Origin of the sequence: Frigidibacter oleivorans (assembly GCF_003993775.1) — a bacterium.
GTDB classification, from domain to species: domain Bacteria; phylum Pseudomonadota; class Alphaproteobacteria; order Rhodobacterales; family Rhodobacteraceae; genus Frigidibacter; species Frigidibacter oleivorans.
Map to the genome: position 1 here is coordinate 289,625 of NZ_RJRZ01000002.1, position 15,812 is coordinate 305,436.

Annotated in this window: 15 protein-coding genes and 1 riboswitch; of the genes, 9 read left to right on the top strand and 6 right to left on the bottom strand. The window is 70.6% G+C overall.

Annotated elements, in window-relative coordinates; genetic code table 11:
- Window positions 1-113: 113 nt before the first annotated feature.
- Both EEY80_RS04445 and ade read right to left on the bottom strand, forming a co-directional pair.
- A complete protein-coding gene (locus EEY80_RS04445; RefSeq protein WP_126975365.1) occupies window positions 114-1,598 on the bottom strand; it encodes an AMP nucleosidase in 1,485 nt (494 codons plus the stop codon).
- Window positions 1,595-3,397 carry an adenine deaminase gene (ade, locus tag EEY80_RS04450; RefSeq protein WP_126975366.1) on the bottom strand — a complete coding sequence of 601 codons (1,803 nt, stop codon included), beginning with the start codon at window positions 3,395-3,397 and terminating at the stop codon, window positions 1,595-1,597. The genes EEY80_RS04445 and ade overlap by 4 nt, the downstream gene beginning before the upstream one ends.
- A gap of 180 nt (window positions 3,398-3,577) precedes the next feature.
- Between ade and EEY80_RS04455 the strand changes: the two genes are divergently transcribed.
- Genes EEY80_RS04455 through EEY80_RS04465 form a run of 3 tightly spaced genes read left to right on the top strand, consistent with a single transcriptional unit; the run spans window position 3,578 to window position 5,809 of the window.
- Window positions 3,578-4,564 carry a DNA topoisomerase IB gene (locus EEY80_RS04455; RefSeq protein ID WP_126975367.1) on the top strand — a complete coding sequence of 329 codons (987 nt, stop codon included), beginning with the start codon at window positions 3,578-3,580 and terminating at the stop codon, window positions 4,562-4,564.
- Window positions 4,565-4,619: 55 nt separating this feature from the next.
- Window positions 4,620-4,943, top strand: a complete 324-nt coding sequence (locus tag EEY80_RS04460; protein WP_126975368.1) for a SelT/SelW/SelH family protein — start codon at window positions 4,620-4,622, stop codon at window positions 4,941-4,943.
- Entirely contained in the window at window positions 4,940-5,809 is an 870-nt protein-coding gene (locus EEY80_RS04465; protein ID WP_126975369.1) for an SDR family oxidoreductase, read from the top strand. Before EEY80_RS04460 ends, EEY80_RS04465 begins: the two co-directional genes overlap by 4 nt.
- Here EEY80_RS04465 and EEY80_RS04470 read toward each other — a convergent pair.
- The 4 genes from EEY80_RS04470 to EEY80_RS04485 all read right to left on the bottom strand — a co-directional run bounded on the left by EEY80_RS04470 (window position 5,806) and on the right by EEY80_RS04485 (window position 9,187).
- The gene (locus EEY80_RS04470; protein ID WP_205749025.1) at window positions 5,806-7,020 is read right to left on the bottom strand and encodes an MFS transporter; all 1,215 of its coding nucleotides are present in this window, start codon (window positions 7,018-7,020) and stop codon (window positions 5,806-5,808) included. The two genes, EEY80_RS04465 and EEY80_RS04470, sit on opposite strands and share 4 nt — an antisense overlap.
- A 141-nt stretch (window positions 7,021-7,161) precedes the next feature.
- Complete coding sequence (gene aroC, locus EEY80_RS04475) at window positions 7,162-8,265, bottom strand: chorismate synthase (protein WP_126975370.1); 1,104 nt, start codon at window positions 8,263-8,265, stop codon at window positions 7,162-7,164.
- 79 nt (window positions 8,266-8,344) lie between these two features.
- Window positions 8,345-8,551, bottom strand: coding sequence for a hypothetical protein (locus EEY80_RS04480; protein ID WP_126975371.1), 207 nt, complete (start codon window positions 8,549-8,551; stop codon window positions 8,345-8,347).
- Between the two features lie 135 nt (window positions 8,552-8,686).
- Window positions 8,687-9,187, bottom strand: coding sequence for a YciE/YciF ferroxidase family protein (locus EEY80_RS04485; RefSeq protein ID WP_126975372.1), 501 nt, complete (start codon window positions 9,185-9,187; stop codon window positions 8,687-8,689).
- 162 nt (window positions 9,188-9,349) lie between these two features.
- On the opposite strand from EEY80_RS04485, the gene EEY80_RS19985 reads away from it, so the two are divergent.
- From EEY80_RS19985 to EEY80_RS04510, 6 genes are all read left to right on the top strand, one after another.
- Entirely contained in the window at window positions 9,350-9,496 is a 147-nt protein-coding gene (locus tag EEY80_RS19985) for a hypothetical protein (protein ID WP_164738128.1), read from the top strand.
- A 128-nt stretch (window positions 9,497-9,624) separates the two neighbouring features.
- Window positions 9,625-11,475 carry a dihydroxy-acid dehydratase gene (gene ilvD, locus EEY80_RS04490; RefSeq protein WP_126975373.1) on the top strand — a complete coding sequence of 617 codons (1,851 nt, stop codon included), beginning with the start codon at window positions 9,625-9,627 and terminating at the stop codon, window positions 11,473-11,475.
- Window positions 11,476-11,569: 94 nt separating this feature from the next.
- Window positions 11,570-13,546, top strand: a complete 1,977-nt coding sequence (locus EEY80_RS04495) for a GAF domain-containing protein (protein ID WP_126975374.1) — start codon at window positions 11,570-11,572, stop codon at window positions 13,544-13,546.
- 108 nt (window positions 13,547-13,654) lie between these two features.
- Window positions 13,655-14,374, top strand: coding sequence for an energy-coupling factor ABC transporter ATP-binding protein (locus EEY80_RS04500; RefSeq protein WP_126975514.1), 720 nt, complete (start codon window positions 13,655-13,657; stop codon window positions 14,372-14,374).
- Complete coding sequence (locus EEY80_RS04505) at window positions 14,349-14,957, top strand: CbiQ family ECF transporter T component (protein ID WP_126975375.1); 609 nt, start codon at window positions 14,349-14,351, stop codon at window positions 14,955-14,957. The genes EEY80_RS04500 and EEY80_RS04505 overlap by 26 nt, the downstream gene beginning before the upstream one ends.
- A 10-nt stretch (window positions 14,958-14,967) precedes the next feature.
- A complete protein-coding gene (locus tag EEY80_RS04510) occupies window positions 14,968-15,522 on the top strand; it encodes a biotin transporter BioY (protein WP_126975376.1) in 555 nt (184 codons plus the stop codon).
- A gap of 170 nt (window positions 15,523-15,692) precedes the next feature.
- Window positions 15,693-15,793, top strand: a riboswitch (TPP riboswitch).
- Window positions 15,794-15,812 lie beyond the last annotated feature (19 nt).

A 15,812-nucleotide genomic window follows, 5' to 3' on the forward strand; every position in this document is an offset into this window, starting at 1 on the left:
TCCTCACATCTGCCCCGTTCGGGGTCATCGCCTTGGCGTCATCCTCGGGCTGCTAAACGGCTTTTCGCGCAGCATGGCAAGCGTTTTCCGCCCGCATCGGCGATTTCCCGGCGTCACAGGAAGGCCGTTTCCTCGAAACTGCGCAACTTGCGGCTGTGGATGCGTTCCAGAGGCATGTCGCGCAGCCGTTCCATCGCGCGCACGCCGATCAGCAGATGCCGGCTGACCTGGGTGCGGTAGAAGTCCGACGCCATGCCCGGCAGCTTCAGTTCGCCATGCAGCGGCTTGTCCGACACGCAGAGCAGCGTGCCGTAGGGCACCCGGAACCGGAAGCCGTTGGCGGCGATGGTGGCGCTTTCCATGTCCAGCGCCACGGCCCGCGATTGCGACAGGCGCTGCACCGGGCCGGACTGGTCGCGCAGCTCCCAGTTCCGGTTGTCGATGGTGGCGACGGTGCCGGTTCGCATGATCCGCTTCAGCTCGTACCCGTCGAGCTGCGTCACCTCGGCCACCGCTTCCTGCAGGGCGATCTGGATCTCGGCCAGCGCCGGGATCGGCACCCATGTGGGCAGATCGTCGTCCAGAACGTGATCCTCGCGCAGATAGGCGTGGGCCAGCACGAAATCGCCCAGTTGCTGCGTGTGCCGCAGGCCCGCGCAATGGCCCACCATCAGCCAGGCATGGGGGCGCAGCACCGCGATGTGGTCGGTCGCCGTCTTCGCGTTCGAGGGGCCGACGCCGATGTTCACCAGTGTGATCCCCTGCCCGTCGGGCCGGACCAGATGATAGGCGGGCATCTGCGGCAGGCGCGGCAGATGCGGTAGCGGCGCCTCGGGATCGGTGATGACCATGTTCCCCGGCCCGACGAAGGCGGAATAGCCGCTGTCGCCCGTGGCGATGGCCCGGCGGGCGAAGGCCTCGAACTCGTCGACATAGAACTGGTAGTTGGTGAACAGGACGTGGTTCTGGAAATGCTCCGGCCCGGTCGCGGTGTAATGCGACAGCCGCGCCAGCGAATAGTCCACCCGCTGCGCGGTGAAGGGCGCCAGATGCCCGGACCCGTCCGGATGGCTGAGGTTGGTGCCGTTGACGATGTCGTCGTCCATCGTGGCGAGGTCCGGCACGTCGAACACGTCGCGCAGGCTGAAATCCAGCACGCCCTCCTGCGGCACCGCGACCCCCGCGCGTCCGGCCACGGCGAAATGCACCGGGATCGGCGTGGCCGAGAGGCCGACGATCACCGGCACCGCGTGGTTGCGCATCAGCTGGCCCAGCTGCTGGATCAGGTAGTTGCGGAACAGGTCCGGCCGGGTGATCGTCGCCGAATAGGTGCCGGGCAAGGCCACATGGCCAAAGCTCAGGCGGCTGTCGCCCTTCATGTGGCTGGTGACGGTGATCCGCACCTCGGGATAGAAGGCCCGGATGCGCCGGCCCGGATGCCCCTCGGCGATGACGCGGTTGAACCCGTCCAGCAGGAAATCCGTCGCTTGGCCATACAGCGCCTCCAGCCGGTCCACCGCGGCGGCGGGATCGGTGAAGGCCTCTGCGGCGTGGCAGGGGGCGATGGCGATGCCGGCGGGCGTGTCGTGCAGGGTCATTGGAACAGTCCGGTCAGTTCGAAGCGCGTGACATCCACCAGCCCGAGGTCCGAGATGCGCAGTTCCGGGATCACCACCAGCGCCAGCAGCGAATGCTGCATGTAGGCGTTGTTCAGGGTGCAGCCGCATTCGGCCATCGCCCGCATCATCGCGCCCGCCTGCGCAGCCACCTCGGCGGCGGGGCTGTCGCTCATCAGCCCGGCGATGGGCAGCGGCACCACGGCCAGTTCCGCCCCGTCCTTCCAGACGGTGATGCCGCCGCCGATCTCGCCCAGCCGGTTCGCCGCCGCGGCCATCATCGCCCGGTCGGTGCCGACGACGATCATGTGGTGGCTGTCATGCGCCACGGTCGAGGCCATGGCCATCCGCCCGCGATAGCCGAAGCCCGAGACGAAGCCGTTGACCACGCCCCCCGTCGCGCGATGCCGTTCCACCAGCGCGATCTGCGCCACGTCCTGGCCTTCGTCCGGTTCCACCCGCCCGTCCGTCACCGCCAGTTCCGCGGTCAGTGCCCGGGTGGGGGCCTGGTTTTCCACCACGCCGATCACCCGCGCGGTGACGCTGTTCGCACCCTCCGGCGCGGCGATGGCGAAATCCCCGGCGCCGAGCCGCTTGCCCAGCCGGACCGTCGCCCGCGCCGCCGCCGGCCAGTCGTAATGCGGGCAGTCCACCAGCAGCCGCCCGTCGCGCGCCACGGTCCGCCCGCGGGCGATCACATGCTCGACGGGCAGCGTCCGCAGGTCCGGGGTCAGGATCACGTCCGCCCGTCGTCCCGGCGTCAGCGAGCCCAGCTCGCGCTCCATGCCGAAATGCGTGGCGGTGTTGATCGTCGCCATCTGCAGCGCCACCAGCGGATCGCAGCCGCAGGCGATGGCATGGCGCACCACCCGGTTCATGTGCCCCTCGTCCACCAGCGTGCCGGAATGGCAGTCGTCGGTGCAGAGGATGAAGTTGCGCGGATCGAGCCCGCGTTCGGTGATCGCCGTGATCTGCCGTTCGACGTCGTACCAGGCCGAGCCGAGCCGCAGCATCGCCCGCATCCCCTGCCGGACCCGGGCCACGGCATCGGCCTCGACCGTGCCCTCGTGATCGTCGGCGGGCCCGCCCGCGACATAGGCGGCAAAGGGCAGGCCCAGATCGGGGCTGGCATAATGCCCGCCCACCGTCTTGCCCGCCCGCTGCGTCGCCGCGATCTCGGCCAGCATCTGCGGATCGCCCGCGATCACGCCGGGGAAATTCATCATCTCGCCCAGCCCGACGATGCCCGGCCAGGTCATCGCCTCGGCAACGTCGGCGGCGCTGATGGCGAAGCCGGTGGTTTCCAGCCCCGGCGCCGAGGGCGCGCAGGAGGGCATCTGCATGAACAGGTTGACGGGCTGCATCAGCGCCTCGTCATGCATCATCCGCACGCCGGCGAGCCCGAGGACGTTGGCGATCTCGTGCGGGTCGGCGAACATGGTGGTGGTGCCGTGGGGGATGACGGCGGCGGCGAATTCGGCGGGCGTCAGCATGCCGGATTCCACATGCATGTGCCCGTCGCAGAGGCCCGGGATCATGTAGCGGCCCGCGGCCTCGATCACCTCTGTCCCCGGCCCGGTGCAATGCGCGGCGGAGGGGCCGACGAAGGCGATGCGTCCCGCGGCCACGGCGATGTCATGGCCGTCCAGCACCTCGCGGCTGTGGACGTTGACCCATCTCCCGCCCCGGATCACCAGATCGGCCATCTCGCGCCCCGCGGCGACGGCGACGAGGCGGGGCGCGGCCTCGGGCCAGCTTGGCAGATCGTGCTTCGGTTCCATGCCGAAATCTGGCACCGCCCCGGCGCAGGCGCAAGTGACGGTTCAGCGACGCGCGGCATCCTGCAGCCGATCGAATATCCCGCGGGGGTGCGGGGGCGCGAGGCCCCCGCTCGGCACCCGCCAGCGGCGTCCCGGAACCCGACCGCCCCGCCGGCTGTTCTGACCGGCGGAGGAGCCGACATGCCAGCCGACCGACCGAAGCTCGTCTACTATCCCGACAGCGAACCCGGCATCCGCCGCCTGCGCCGCGGCCGCGGCTTCAGCTATCGCGCGGCCGACGGCACCAGCATCGACGATCCGGGGGAACGGGCCCGCATCGCCTCGCTGGCGGTGCCGCCCGCCTATGAGGATGTCTGGATCTGCCCGCTGCCCCTTGGCCATCTGCAGGCGACGGGGCGCGATGCGCGGGCGCGCAAGCAGTACCGCTATCACCCCGACTGGACGGCGTTCCGGTCCGAGCGGAAATATGCGAGCATGCCGGTCTTCGGTCAGGCGCTGCCCCGCATCCGCCGCGCGATCCGGCGCGACCTGCAGGGCGAGGCGGGCGATCAGGATTTCGCCGTGGCCGCGGTGCTGGCGATGATCGACCGGCTGTCGATCCGGGTCGGCAACCCGGCCTATGCCGAGATGAACGGCAGTTTCGGCGCGACCACGCTGAAGCGGCGGCACCTGAAGCTGACGGCGCAGGGGCTGCGGCTGGACTATACAGCCAAGGGCGGGCAGCGCATCCGCGCCGCCGTGGCCGACCGGACGCTGAACCGGGTGCTGGCGGAAATGGACGATCTGCCCGGCCGCACGCTGGTGCGCTGGATCGACGCCGAGGGGCGCAGCCGGCCCGTGACATCCGACATGGTCAACGCCCGGCTGGCGGAACTGGTGGAGGATGCGGGGGCGACGGCCAAGACCTTCCGCACCTGGAACGGTTCGGTCGCGGCGCTGGAGGCGGCGCTGGCCGCGGACCGGCCGACGGTGAAGCTGATGGCGCAGGCGGCGGCGGACCGGTTGCACAACACCCCCACCGTGGCGCGGGGCAGCTATATCCATCCCGGGGTGCTGGCCCTGCCGGACCTGTCCGAGGCCGACCGCGCCGACCTGACCCGCGCCCTGCCCGAGGTCGAGGGCCTGCGGCTGACAGAGCGGGCGCTGCTGCGGCTGCTGGCGGGCTGAGCTTTCCTTCCCGGGCCGCTGCGCCTAGGCTGGCCGCGCCGGAAGGAGCCGCCCCATGTCTGACCCCGCCCCCGAAGCCGCGACCCTGCCCGCCGTCACCATCGCCTATTGCACCCAGTGCAACTGGCTGCTGCGGGCGGGATGGATGGCGCAGGAACTGCTGTCCACCTTCGGCGAGGATCTGGGCTCGGTCGCGCTGATCCCCGGGCATGGCGGTGTGTTCGAAATCCGGGTGGACGGCGCGCTGGTCTGGGAACGCAAGCGCGACGGCGGCTGTCCCGACGTGAAGACGCTGAAGGGCCGGGTGCGCGACGTGATCGCGCCCGACCGCGACCTCGGCCATCTCGACCGGGCGGGACAGGCGGGGGGGCAGTCGTGACCGGCACGCTGCTGTCCATCGGCCACGGCTATTCGGCGCGGGCGCTGGCCGCGCTGCTGCGGCCCGCGGGCTGGCAGGTGATCGGCACCACCCGCACCGCCGCCACCGCCGACCAGCTGCGCGCCGAGGGGGTGGAGCCGCTGGTCTGGCCCACCGCCGACCTGCGCCCGGCGCTGGCGCGGGCCACGCATCTGCTGACCTCGGTCGCGCCGGACGAGGCGGGCGACCCGGTGCTGCGCACCGAACGCGCCGCCATTGCCGCGGCGGCGCCGGGGCTGGTCTGGGCGGGCTACCTGTCCACCACCGGGGTCTATGGCGACCGCGGCGGGGACTGGGTGGACGAGGGGTCGGAGCTTGCCCCCGCGACCCTGCGCGGGCGGATGCGCGTCGCGGCCGAGGCGGACTGGCAGCGGCGGGCGGCAGAGGCGGGGCTGCCGCTGCACATCTTCCGGCTGGCCGGCATCTATGGCCCCGGGCGCGGCCCCTTCGCCAAGCTGCGGGCGGGCACGGCGCGGCGGATCGTCAAGCCGGGGCAGGTGTTCAGCCGCATCCATGTCGAGGATATCGCGCAGGTGCTGGCGGCCTCGATGGCGCGGCCGCAGCCGGGCGCGATCTACAACCTTTGCGATGACGACCCGGCCCCGCCGGAAGAGGTGATCGCCCATGCCGCGGGCCTTTTGGGCCTGCCGGTGCCGCCGGCGGAGGATTTTGCGGCGGTCGCGGACGGGATGACCCCGATGGCGCGCAGCTTCTATGCGGAATCCAAAAGGGTGCGGAACGACCGGATCAAGACCGATCTGGGCATCGCCCTGCGCTATCCGGACTATCGGCGCGGTCTGGCGGCGCTGCTGGCGGCAGAGACCTAGCCGAGCCGCGGCCGGCGTCGGCCGTCGATCACCGTCACCGCGAAGATCAGGATGCCCGCCGCCGTCACCGCCGCGCCGACATAGCCCGACGAGGCGAAGCCGTGGCCCGCCCGCAGCGCCTCGGCCGCGAGCCAGGGGCCGAGCGCGTTGGCGACGTTGAAGGCGGAATGGTTCAGCGCCGCGGCCAGCGTCTGCGCCTCGCCCGCGACATCCATCAGCCGGGTCTGCAGCACGGTGGACAGGCCGGTGGTGGCGCCGATGGCCAGCACCACGGGCAGCATCGTCCAGATGCTGTTGGTGGCCACGGGATAGATCATCAGCATCACGAACATGCTGCCCATGATCGCGAAGCCCGCCACCTCCTGATTGCGGTCCGAGGCCCAGCCGGCGATCAGCGCGCCCAGTGTCATCCCCGCCCCCATCAGCATCAGCACCGCGGGCACCAGCCAGTCCTGCCCCGGCATCCGCTCGATGACGGTGGAGGCGAGGTAGGTGTAGACGGCGAAGAACCCGCCGAAGCCGATGGCCCCGGTGGCGAGGATCAGCCAGACCTGCCGGCTTTTCAGTGCGTCGAGTTCGCGCAGCGGGTTCACCCCCCGCCGCGGCGCATCGCGCGGCGCGACGAGGAAGACGGCGATGGCGGTCGCGGTGGCCAGCACGCCCACGATCCCGAAGCCGAAGCGCCAGCCGATGGTCTGGCCGAGGACGTTGGCGAAGGGCACGCCAAGCGTGGTGGCGACGGTCAGCCCCATCATCAGCCGCGCCACGGCGGCGGATCGGCGGTTGGGCGGCACGACCGAGGCCGCGACCAGCGCCGCCACCCCGAAATAGGCGCCATGCGGCAGGCCCGACAGGAAGCGGAACAGCAGCATCGTGCCGAAATCCGGCGACAGGGCCGACAGCGTGTTGAACAGCGCATAGGCCAGCATCAGCCAGATCAGCAGGATGCGCCGCGACATCGTCGCGCCCAGCACCGCCAGCGTCGGCGCGCCCACGACCACGCCAAGCGCATAGGCCGAGATCGCCTCGGCCGCCTTCGCCTCGGACACGCCCAGATCGGGCGAGAAATAGGGCACCAGCGCCATCGCCGCGAATTCGGTGGTGCCGATGGCGAAACCGCCCATCGCCAGGGCGAACAGCACGATGCCGGGCTTCACCGGCGCGGCGGGGCGGGCGGCGTCCTCCAGCGGGAGGCAGGTGGGGCTGGCCATGCGGGTCTCCTGAGGCTGCGTCCGACGCCTCCTCCCTGTGCCCGGCTTTCGCCGATGCCCGCGCCGGATGCAACCTGCAAGATCGTGAGCGTCGCGGCTTCGGCGGAAGCTGTATCCCAGATGCACGAACCGGCGGGCGGATCAGCCGATGCGACCCCGGACGCCGCCGGTCTGGCCCCGGTCCAGCAGCAGATGGTCCAGCAGCACGCAGGCCATCATCGCCTCGCCCACCGGCACGGCGCGGATGCCCACGCAGGGATCGTGCCGGCCCTTGGTGATCAGGTCCACGGGGTTGCCCCCGGTGTCGATGGTCTGGCGCGGGGTCAGGATCGACGAGGTGGGCTTTACCGCGAAGCGCACCACCACGTCCTGCCCGGTCGAGATGCCGCCGAGGATGCCGCCCGCATGGTTCGACAGGTAGACGGGCTGGCCGTCATTGCCCATGCGCATCTCGTCGGCATTCTCGGTGCCGGTCAGTTCCGCCGCCGCCATGCCCTCGCCGATCTCGACGCCCTTGACCGCGTTGATCGACATCATCGCCGCCGCCAGGTCGCCGTCGAGCTTGCCATAGACCGGCGCGCCCAGGCCGGGGGGCACGCCCTGCGCCAGCACCTCGATCACCGCGCCGACGGAATTGCCCGACTTGCGCAGCCCGTCCAGATAGTCGGCCCAGTCCTCGACCGCCGCCGCATCGGGCAGCCAGAAGGGGTTTTCGCCGATGGCCGCCGCGTCGAACCGGCTGCGGTCCAGCGCCCTGGACCCCATCCGCACCATGTAGCCGGTGATCGTCAGCCCCGGCGCCAGCACCGCCAGCGCGGCCCGGGCCACGCCCCCCGCCGCGACGCGCGCCGCGGTTTCCCGGGCACTGGACCGGCCGCCGCCGCGATAGTCGCGCAGCCCGTATTTCTGGTGATAGGTGATGTCGGCATGGCCGGGGCGGAACTGGCGGGCGATGTCGCCATAGTCCTTCGACCGCTGGTCGGTATTCTCGATCATCAGCTGGATCGGCGTGCCGGTGGTGCGGCCCTCGAATACCCCCGACAGGATCCGCACCGCATCCGGTTCCTGCCGCTGGGTGGTGAAGCGGTTCTGGCCGGGGCGGCGCTTGTCCAGCCAGTGCTGGATCGCGGCCTCGTCCAGCGGGATGCCGGGGGGGCAGCCGTCCACCGTGGCGCCAAGCGCCGGCCCGTGGCTTTCGCCCCAGGTGGTGACGCGGAACAGGTGGCCGAATGTGTTGACGCTCATCACGCGCTCCCGCTGGGTCCGTGTGGCGGGAATAGTTGCGGCGCGCGGGTGCCGCAAGCCTCGTCGGGGATTTCGCGCCTCAGCCCAGGTCGGCGCGGCCCGGGGAACTGCCGCGCGCGCCATTCGTCGCCGGGGCGGCCAGAGGCAGCGCCTCCAGTTCCTGCTGCAGGCGCAGGGCAAGCTCGATCAGCTCCGGCGGCACCTCGGCCCGCGCCAGCTCTTCCCGCAGCTCGGTCAGCATCGCGGCCAGATCGGCGCCGGGCTGGGAAGGCGTGCTCTCGGTCATCGGCGTCCTGAGGATCGCATCCGGATTTGTGAAGACAACCTTAGTATTGCGGCCATAAAACGACAATCCCGCCGGCGCGATTGCCGGCGGGGCGTGTCAATTTGGCCGGCGGGGGCTGCCCGCGGGGCGGCTCGATCAGGCGGCCTTCTTCTGCGCGGCGGTGTTCACGGCGGTCTTCGCCAGCTTGGTCAGCAGCCCGTCGGTCTTCTCCTCCTCGGCCAGGGTCTGGCCCAGAAGGTCCGCGGCCTCGTCCATGCCAAGCTGCGTGGCCCAGGCCTTCAGCGTGCCATAGCGGCTGATCTCGTAGTGCTCCACCGCCTGCGCCGCGGCCAGAAGGCCGGCGTCATGGGCGGGCGAGCCCTTGAATTCCTCCATCACCTCCTCGCCTTCCGAGATGATGCCCTCGATCGCGTCGCAGGTCTTGCCGCGCGGACGCTTGCCGATCAGCTCGAACACCTTGGTCAGGCGCTCGATCTGGCCCTGCGTCTCGTCCTCATGCGTCTCGAAAGCCTCTTTCAGCTTGGGGTCCTGCGCCGCCCGCGCCATCTTGCGCAGCGCCTGGGTGATCTTGCGCTCGGCATAGTAGATGTCGCGCAGCGTCTCGTGGAACAGGGTGTCGAGCGTCTTGTCGGCCATCGGTATCCTCCGTGGGGCAGATGTGCTGGATCCGTGTCCGGGCGGCGGATGCCCGGACCGTCAATCTGGTGCGGGTCGAGCCCCGCGGTGATCCGAACATGGACGCCGGGGCTTTGTTCCGGCGGGGTGCAGCGGCGGGGGGGCAGCCCGGCGCGGCAGCAAATGGGGAACCAGACCAGCCCAAGCCTTGTTCGCCCCCTGACCGGCATCGCCCGGACATTGCCCGCTTTCGGAGGACCCATGCACAGCATCTTCTACATCATCGGCGTCGTGGTCGTGGCGCTGTTCCTGATCAACGTCATCCTCTAACCTGCCGCCGCCGGCCCCCCTGCGGGCTGGCGGCGACAGCGCGGGGCTGGACTCCGGTGGCGCGGGGCCTATGCTGCGCCCCTCGAACGGGCGGCGCAGGCCGGCCCGGCCAGCCGAAGGTGAGACCCATGCCGCATTATCGCTCGCGCACATCGACCCACGGCCGCAACATGGCAGGGGCGCGTGGCCTCTGGCGTGCGACCGGCATGAAGGACAGCGACTTCGGCAAGCCGATCATCGCGGTGGTCAACTCCTTCACGCAGTTCGTGCCGGGCCATGTCCACCTGAAGGACCTGGGTCAGCTTGTGGCGCGCGAGATCGAGAGAGCGGGCGGCGTCGCCAAGGAATTCAACACCATCGCCGTCGATGACGGCATCGCCATGGGCCATTCGGGGATGCTCTATTCCCTGCCCTCGCGCGAGCTGATCGCCGACAGCGTCGAATACATGGTCAACGCCCATTGCGCCGATGCGATGGTCTGCATCTCGAACTGCGACAAGATCACCCCCGGCATGCTGATGGCGGCGATGCGGCTGAACATCCCGGCTGTCTTCGTCTCGGGCGGGCCGATGGAGGCGGGCAAGGTCCTGCTGAAGGGGAAGGAGGTTGCGCTGGACCTCGTCGATGCGATGGTCGCCGCCGCCGATGACAAGATCAGCGACGAAGAGGTGCAGGTGATCGAACGGTCCGCCTGCCCGACCTGCGGCTCCTGTTCCGGCATGTTCACCGCCAATTCGATGAACTGCCTGACCGAGGCGCTGGGCCTGTCGCTGCCTGGCAACGGATCGACCCTCGCCACCCATGCCGACCGCGAGCGGCTGTTCGTCGAGGCGGGCCACCTGATCGTGGATCTGGCCAAGCGCTATTACGAGCAGGAGGACAAGTCCGTCCTGCCGCGCAGCATCGCGAGCTTTGCCGCCTTCGAGAATGCCATGAGCCTCGACATCGCGATGGGGGGGTCCACCAATACCGTGCTGCACCTGCTGGCCGCGGCGCAGGAGGGCGGCGTGCCCTTCACCATGGACGATATCGACCGGCTGTCGCGCAAGGTGCCCTGCCTGTGCAAGGTCGCCCCCGCCAAGCAGGACGTGCATATGGAAGACGTGCACCGCGCCGGCGGGATCATGGCGATCCTGGGCGAACTGGAACGGGCGGGCCTGCTGGATACCAGCCTGCCCACCGTCCACAGCCCGACGATGGCCGATGCGCTGAACCGCTGGGACGTGACCCGCACCCAGTCGGAAAAGGTGCACGAATTCTACCGCGCCGCCCCGGGCGGGGTGCCGACGCAGGTGGCCTTCAGCCAGCGCCAGCGCTGGACCGAACTGGACACCGACCGCGAGACGGGCGTGATCCGCAACCGCGCCCATGCCTTCAGCCAAGACGGCGGGCTTGCGGTGCTGTCGGGCAACCTCGCGCTCGACGGCTGCATCGTGAAGACGGCGGGCGTGGATGAAAGCATCCTCGTCTTCGCGGGTCCGGCCAAGGTCTATGAAAGCCAGGACGATGCCGTCAGCGCGATCCTGACCGGCAAGGTGGTCGAGGGCGATGTGGTGGTGATCCGCTACGAAGGCCCGCGGGGCGGGCCGGGGATGCAGGAAATGCTGTATCCGACCAGCTATCTGAAGTCGAAAGGGCTGGGCAAGGCCTGCGCGCTGATCACCGACGGGCGGTTCTCGGGCGGCACCTCGGGCCTGTCGATCGGCCATGTCTCGCCCGAGGCGGCCGAGGGCGGCACCATCGCGCTGGTCGAGGATGGCGACCGGATCGAGATCGACATCCCCGGCCGCACGATCCGGCTGGCGGTGCCCGAGGAGGTGCTGGCCGCCCGCCGCGCCGCGATGGAGGCGAAGGGCGACCGGGCGTGGAAACCCGTCAGTCGCGACCGTCAGGTGTCGACGGCGCTGAAGGTCTATGCCGCCTTCACCACCAGCGCTGCCCGCGGCGCGGTGCGGGATCTGAGCCGCTACGAGACCTGATCGCTGCGGATGCCCCCCGTGGCGTCGGATAAGGCTTGCACCTTTCCTGCAGGCCTGCAAACTCGGAATCATATCCGCACAGGAAACGCCGTTGATGCCCGATCAACGCCGATTTGAGGCACTGGACGCCGTCGGCATTCTCGATAGTCCGCCCGAAGCGGAGTTCGACGACATCGCGCTGCTGGCGCGGGCGCTGTGCGACACACCGGTGGCGCTGGTCAGCCTCGTGCATCGCGACCGGCAGTGGTTCAAGGCGCGCATCGGCTTCGATCCGTCCGAAACGCCGATCTCGCACTCCATCTGCCGGCATGCGGTAGCGAGGGGCGAGCTGCTGGTTGTTCCGGATGCCGTGACCGACCCGCGCACGGCGCAGAACCCGCTGGTGACCGGTGCGCCGGGCATCCGCTTCTATGCCGGGGCGCCGCTGACCCTGCCGGACGGGGTGACGGTCGGCACCGTCTGCGTCATCGACACGGAACCGCGCCCCGAAGGCCTGACCCGGCGACAGCGCGACGGCCTGCTGGCGCTGGCCCGGCAGACGGTGGCGCTGATCCTTGCCCGGCAGGCCGGGCATACCGGGGCCCGGCTGGGCGAATTGCTGGACGATCTGGAACTGGCGCGCAAGGCGCAGGACTTCCGCAGCCGCGCCCTGCGGCAGGGGGGCCGGCTGGGGCTGTTCGACCTCGACGTCGCGGCGCGGACGCTCGACGTGTCGGAAGATTTCTGCGCGATTTTCGGATTGCCCGAAACCGGCGCGCCGCTGCCCCTCGACACGGTGCGGGCGCTGGTCCTGCCCGAGGATCTGCCGATCTTCGACCTTGGCCATGCCCCGGGCGACGACCGACCGGTGGCGGATGTCGAATACCGCATCCGCCGGCCCGGCGACGGTGCCGCGCGCTGGATCCTGCGGCGCGGGGACCGGGTGCGGGATGCCTGGGGGCGCGAGATCCTACGCGGCGCAGTCCGCGACGTCACCGCCATGCGCGCCGCCGCCAGCCGGGCGCTGGCGCTGGTCGAACTGGGCGACCGGCTGAGCGAATTGCGCGACTCGGCCGACATGATCACCGCCGCCGCCACGATCCTTGCGCGGACCATGGATGCCAGCCGCGCCGGCTTCGGCATCGTCGACCCCGAGGCCGAAACGGTGCAGATGCAGCCGGAATGGCGCGCGCCCGGCATCGGCACGCTGGCGGGGCCGCACCATTTCCGCACCTATGGCAGCTTCATCGAGGATCTGAAGCGCGGGCAGACCGTGATCGTGGCGGATGTCGAAACCGACCCGCGCACGGCCGAGAACTGCCGGGCGCTGCTGGATATCGGCATCCGCGTGCTGATCAATGTGCCGATCTTCCGGAGCGGGCGGTTCGAACTGGTGGTCTTCGTGCATTACGACTGGCCCCGCGCCATCCCCGCCGAGGAAGAGGTCTTCGTGCGGTCGGTGGGCGATCGGCTGCAGGCGGCGCTGGCGCAGCGCCGCGCCGAGGAAGAGCAGCAGCTGCTGAACCACGAGCTGAACCACCGGATGAAGAACATGATGGCGATGGTCCGCGCGATGGCCCGCCAGTCCTTCGGCAAGCTCGATCCCGGCCGGATGCAGGTCTTCTCGACTCGGCTCGAGGCGCTGGCCCGGGCCCATGACCTGCTGGCGCATGACAGCTGGGCCGCTGCCGACATCCGCCAGATCCTCGATCTGTCGGTATCCGTGGCCGAAGGCGGCGTCGGCGCCTTCCGCCTGCAGGGTCCGCCGCTGCGGCTGGGGGCGCGGGCGGCGCTGTCGCTGTCGATGCTGCTGCACGAGATGACCACCAACGCGATGAAATACGGCGCCCTGTCGGTCGAGGAGGGCGGCGTGGACGTGGAATGGTCGATTGACGACACCGCGGGCGAGCCCGCCTTCGTGCTGGAATGGCGCGAACGGGATGGCCCGCCCGTGGTGCCGCCGGACGGTCAGGGCTTCGGCTCGCGGCTGATCCAGGCGGGTCTGGTCGGGTCCGAGCCGCCGCAGGTGGACTTTCATCCCGAAGGGCTGCGCGCCGTCTTCCGCGCGCCGCTGTCGCATCTGGCGCCCTGATCGCCTGCCCGTGACCGTGCTGCCGGCGCTTGCCGGGGGGCAGAGCTGCGGCTAGGGTCCGCGCCCACGGCGGGCGGAACGGATGGGCGGGTGGCCGAAACTTCGGGAATGACCGGTGCGGCGCGGGTCGAGATCCGCGGCCTGTCGCTGTCGCGCGGCGGGCGGCGGGTGCTGGACGGGCTGGACCTGACGCTGACGGAACGCCGGGTGGCAGTGATCGGGCGCAACGGGTCGGGGAAGTCGACGCTGGCCCGCGCCATCTGCGGCCTGATCGCCGGCGATGCGGGCGAGGTGACGGTGGACGGTGCCGCCGTCGCCCGCGACCGCAAGGCGGCGCTGGCGCGGGTGGGCATGATCTTCCAGAACCCCGACCACCAGATCGTCTTCCCTACGGTAGGCGAGGAACTGGCCTTCGGCCTGCGGCAGATGAAGCGGTCGCGGGAGGAGGCGGGCGCGGCGGCGCGGGCGGTGCTGGCCCGCTTCGGCCATGCCGACTGGCACGACCGCCCGACCGGAACGCTCAGCCAGGGGCAAAAGCACTTGGTCTGCCTGATGGCGGTGCTGGCGATGCGGCCCGCGGTGATCGTGCTCGACGAACCCTTCACGGGGTTGGACATGCCGACGGCGCGGCATCTGCGCCGGGTGCTGGACGGGGTGGACGCGATGCTGATCCATGTCAGCCACGACCTGTCCGCCCTCGCCGGCTATGACCGCGCCCTCTGGCTGGAGGCCGGGCGCATCGCCGGGGACGGGCCGGCGGCGGCGGTCCTGGCGGACTATGCCCGCGCGATGGAGGCGGCGGATGCTGAGCCTGACCTCGGAACGTAGCACCTGGATGCACCGCCTGCCCGCCTGGGCCAAGCTTGCCGCCCTGTCGGCGGCGACGGTGGCACTGTTCCGGTTGCCCGGCCCGGGCGCGGCGGCGCTGGCGCTGGCGGGGACCGGGGCGCTGTATCTGTCGGGCGGGGCGGCCTTTGCGCGCGAGGGGCTGGCGCCGCTGCGGATGGTGGCGGTCTTCGCGGCGCTGATCCTGGCCTGGCACCTGTGGACGGGCGAGGCCGCGCTGGGGCTGATGCTGGCGCTGCGGCTGCTGGCGGCGGTGGCGCTGGCGAACCTCGTGACGCTGACCACGCGCTTCGACGCGATGATGGCGCTGCTGGTGCGGCTGCTGTCGCCGCTGCGCTGGCTGGGGCTGAACCCGGCGCGGCCGGCCTTCGCGGCGGTGCTGGTGCTGCGCTTCACGCCGGTTCTGGCCGAGAAGGGCGCGCGGCTGGCCGAGGCATGGCGGGCGCGCAGCCCGCGGCGGCCGGGCTGGCAGATTCTGATGCCCTGGATCGTGATGGCGCTGGACGATGCCGATCATGTGGCCGAGGCTTTGAAGGCAAGGGGCGGACTGCCCGACGACCTGTAAGGAGGGACGGATGGAAAAGGACTATGTACTGGTGGTGCTGTTCACCGCGCTGGTGGCGGCGCTGGGGCTGGTGCCGCCGATCACGTTGATGTCGGGCGTGCCGATCACCGCGCAAAGCATGGGGATCATGCTGTGCGGCACCGTTCTGGGCGCGCGCAAGGGGGCGCTGGCGGTGCTGCTGCTGATCGTGCTGGTGACGCTGGGCCTGCCGCTGCTGGCGGGCGGGCGCGGCGGGATCGGCGTCTATGCCGGCCCCACCGTGGGCTTCTTCCTGGGCTGGCTGCCCGCGGCCTTCGTCACCGGGCTGATCGTCGAACGGCTGCGCGGCCTGCCGCTGCTGCCGGTGGCGATCGGGGCGGCGGTCCTGGGCGGGATCGTGGTGCTCTATGCCTGCGGGGCGGTGGGCATGGCGCTGGTGCTGGACAAACCGCTGTCCGGGGTGCTGCCGCTGCTCTTGCCCTTCGTGCCGGGCGACCTGATCAAGGCGGCGCTGGCCGGCATGATCACCGCGGGCGTGGCGCGGGCGCGGCCCGACAGCCTGCTGTCGCGCCGGGCGCGGGCCTGAGGCAAGAGGAGGGGGCGCTGCCCCCTCTGGCCCCTGTCGGGGCCATTCACCCCCGGGATATTTGGGAACAGAAGATGGGACAGGGCTTTCCTGTCCCGGGCGGCGCCTTCGGGCGCCGCTTGCGTTTGTGACGGTTTCTTCTTGCCAGCCGCGCCGCCGGCGGTATGTTCGGCCCTACCTCGGGGTGCCCGGCAACGGGCTGAGATGCGCAAGCGAACCCGTCGAACCTGATCCGGTTAGAACCGGCGGAGGGAAGGACAGATGGACATTCTCCAGCCCTTGCTCCGCCC

Bases quoted from the DNA above. Each gene is read 5' to 3' on its own strand.
- EEY80_RS04495 (WP_126975374.1), top strand. From the start codon at position 11,570: ATGCCCGATCAACGCCGATTTGAGGCACTGGACGCCGTCGGCATTCTC.
- EEY80_RS04455 (WP_126975367.1), top strand. From the start codon at position 3,578: ATGCCAGCCGACCGACCGAAGCTCGTCTACTATCCCGACAGCGAACCC.
- EEY80_RS04445 (WP_126975365.1), bottom strand. From the start codon at position 1,598: ATGACCCTGCACGACACGCCCGCCGGCATCGCCATCGCCCCCTGCCAC.
- EEY80_RS04470 (WP_205749025.1), bottom strand. From the start codon at position 7,020: ATGGCCAGCCCCACCTGCCTCCCGCTGGAGGACGCCGCCCGCCCCGCC.
- EEY80_RS04510 (WP_126975376.1), top strand. From the start codon at position 14,968: ATGGAAAAGGACTATGTACTGGTGGTGCTGTTCACCGCGCTGGTGGCG.
- EEY80_RS04500 (WP_126975514.1), top strand. From the start codon at position 13,655: ATGACCGGTGCGGCGCGGGTCGAGATCCGCGGCCTGTCGCTGTCGCGC.
- ilvD (WP_126975373.1), top strand. From the start codon at position 9,625: ATGCCGCATTATCGCTCGCGCACATCGACCCACGGCCGCAACATGGCA.
- ade (WP_126975366.1), bottom strand. From the start codon at position 3,397: ATGGAACCGAAGCACGATCTGCCAAGCTGGCCCGAGGCCGCGCCCCGC.
- EEY80_RS04460 (WP_126975368.1), top strand. From the start codon at position 4,620: ATGTCTGACCCCGCCCCCGAAGCCGCGACCCTGCCCGCCGTCACCATC.
- EEY80_RS19985 (WP_164738128.1), top strand. From the start codon at position 9,350: ATGGGGAACCAGACCAGCCCAAGCCTTGTTCGCCCCCTGACCGGCATC.
- EEY80_RS04480 (WP_126975371.1), bottom strand. From the start codon at position 8,551: ATGACCGAGAGCACGCCTTCCCAGCCCGGCGCCGATCTGGCCGCGATG.
- EEY80_RS04505 (WP_126975375.1), top strand. From the start codon at position 14,349: ATGCTGAGCCTGACCTCGGAACGTAGCACCTGGATGCACCGCCTGCCC.
- aroC (WP_126975370.1), bottom strand. From the start codon at position 8,265: ATGAGCGTCAACACATTCGGCCACCTGTTCCGCGTCACCACCTGGGGC.
- EEY80_RS04485 (WP_126975372.1), bottom strand. From the start codon at position 9,187: ATGGCCGACAAGACGCTCGACACCCTGTTCCACGAGACGCTGCGCGAC.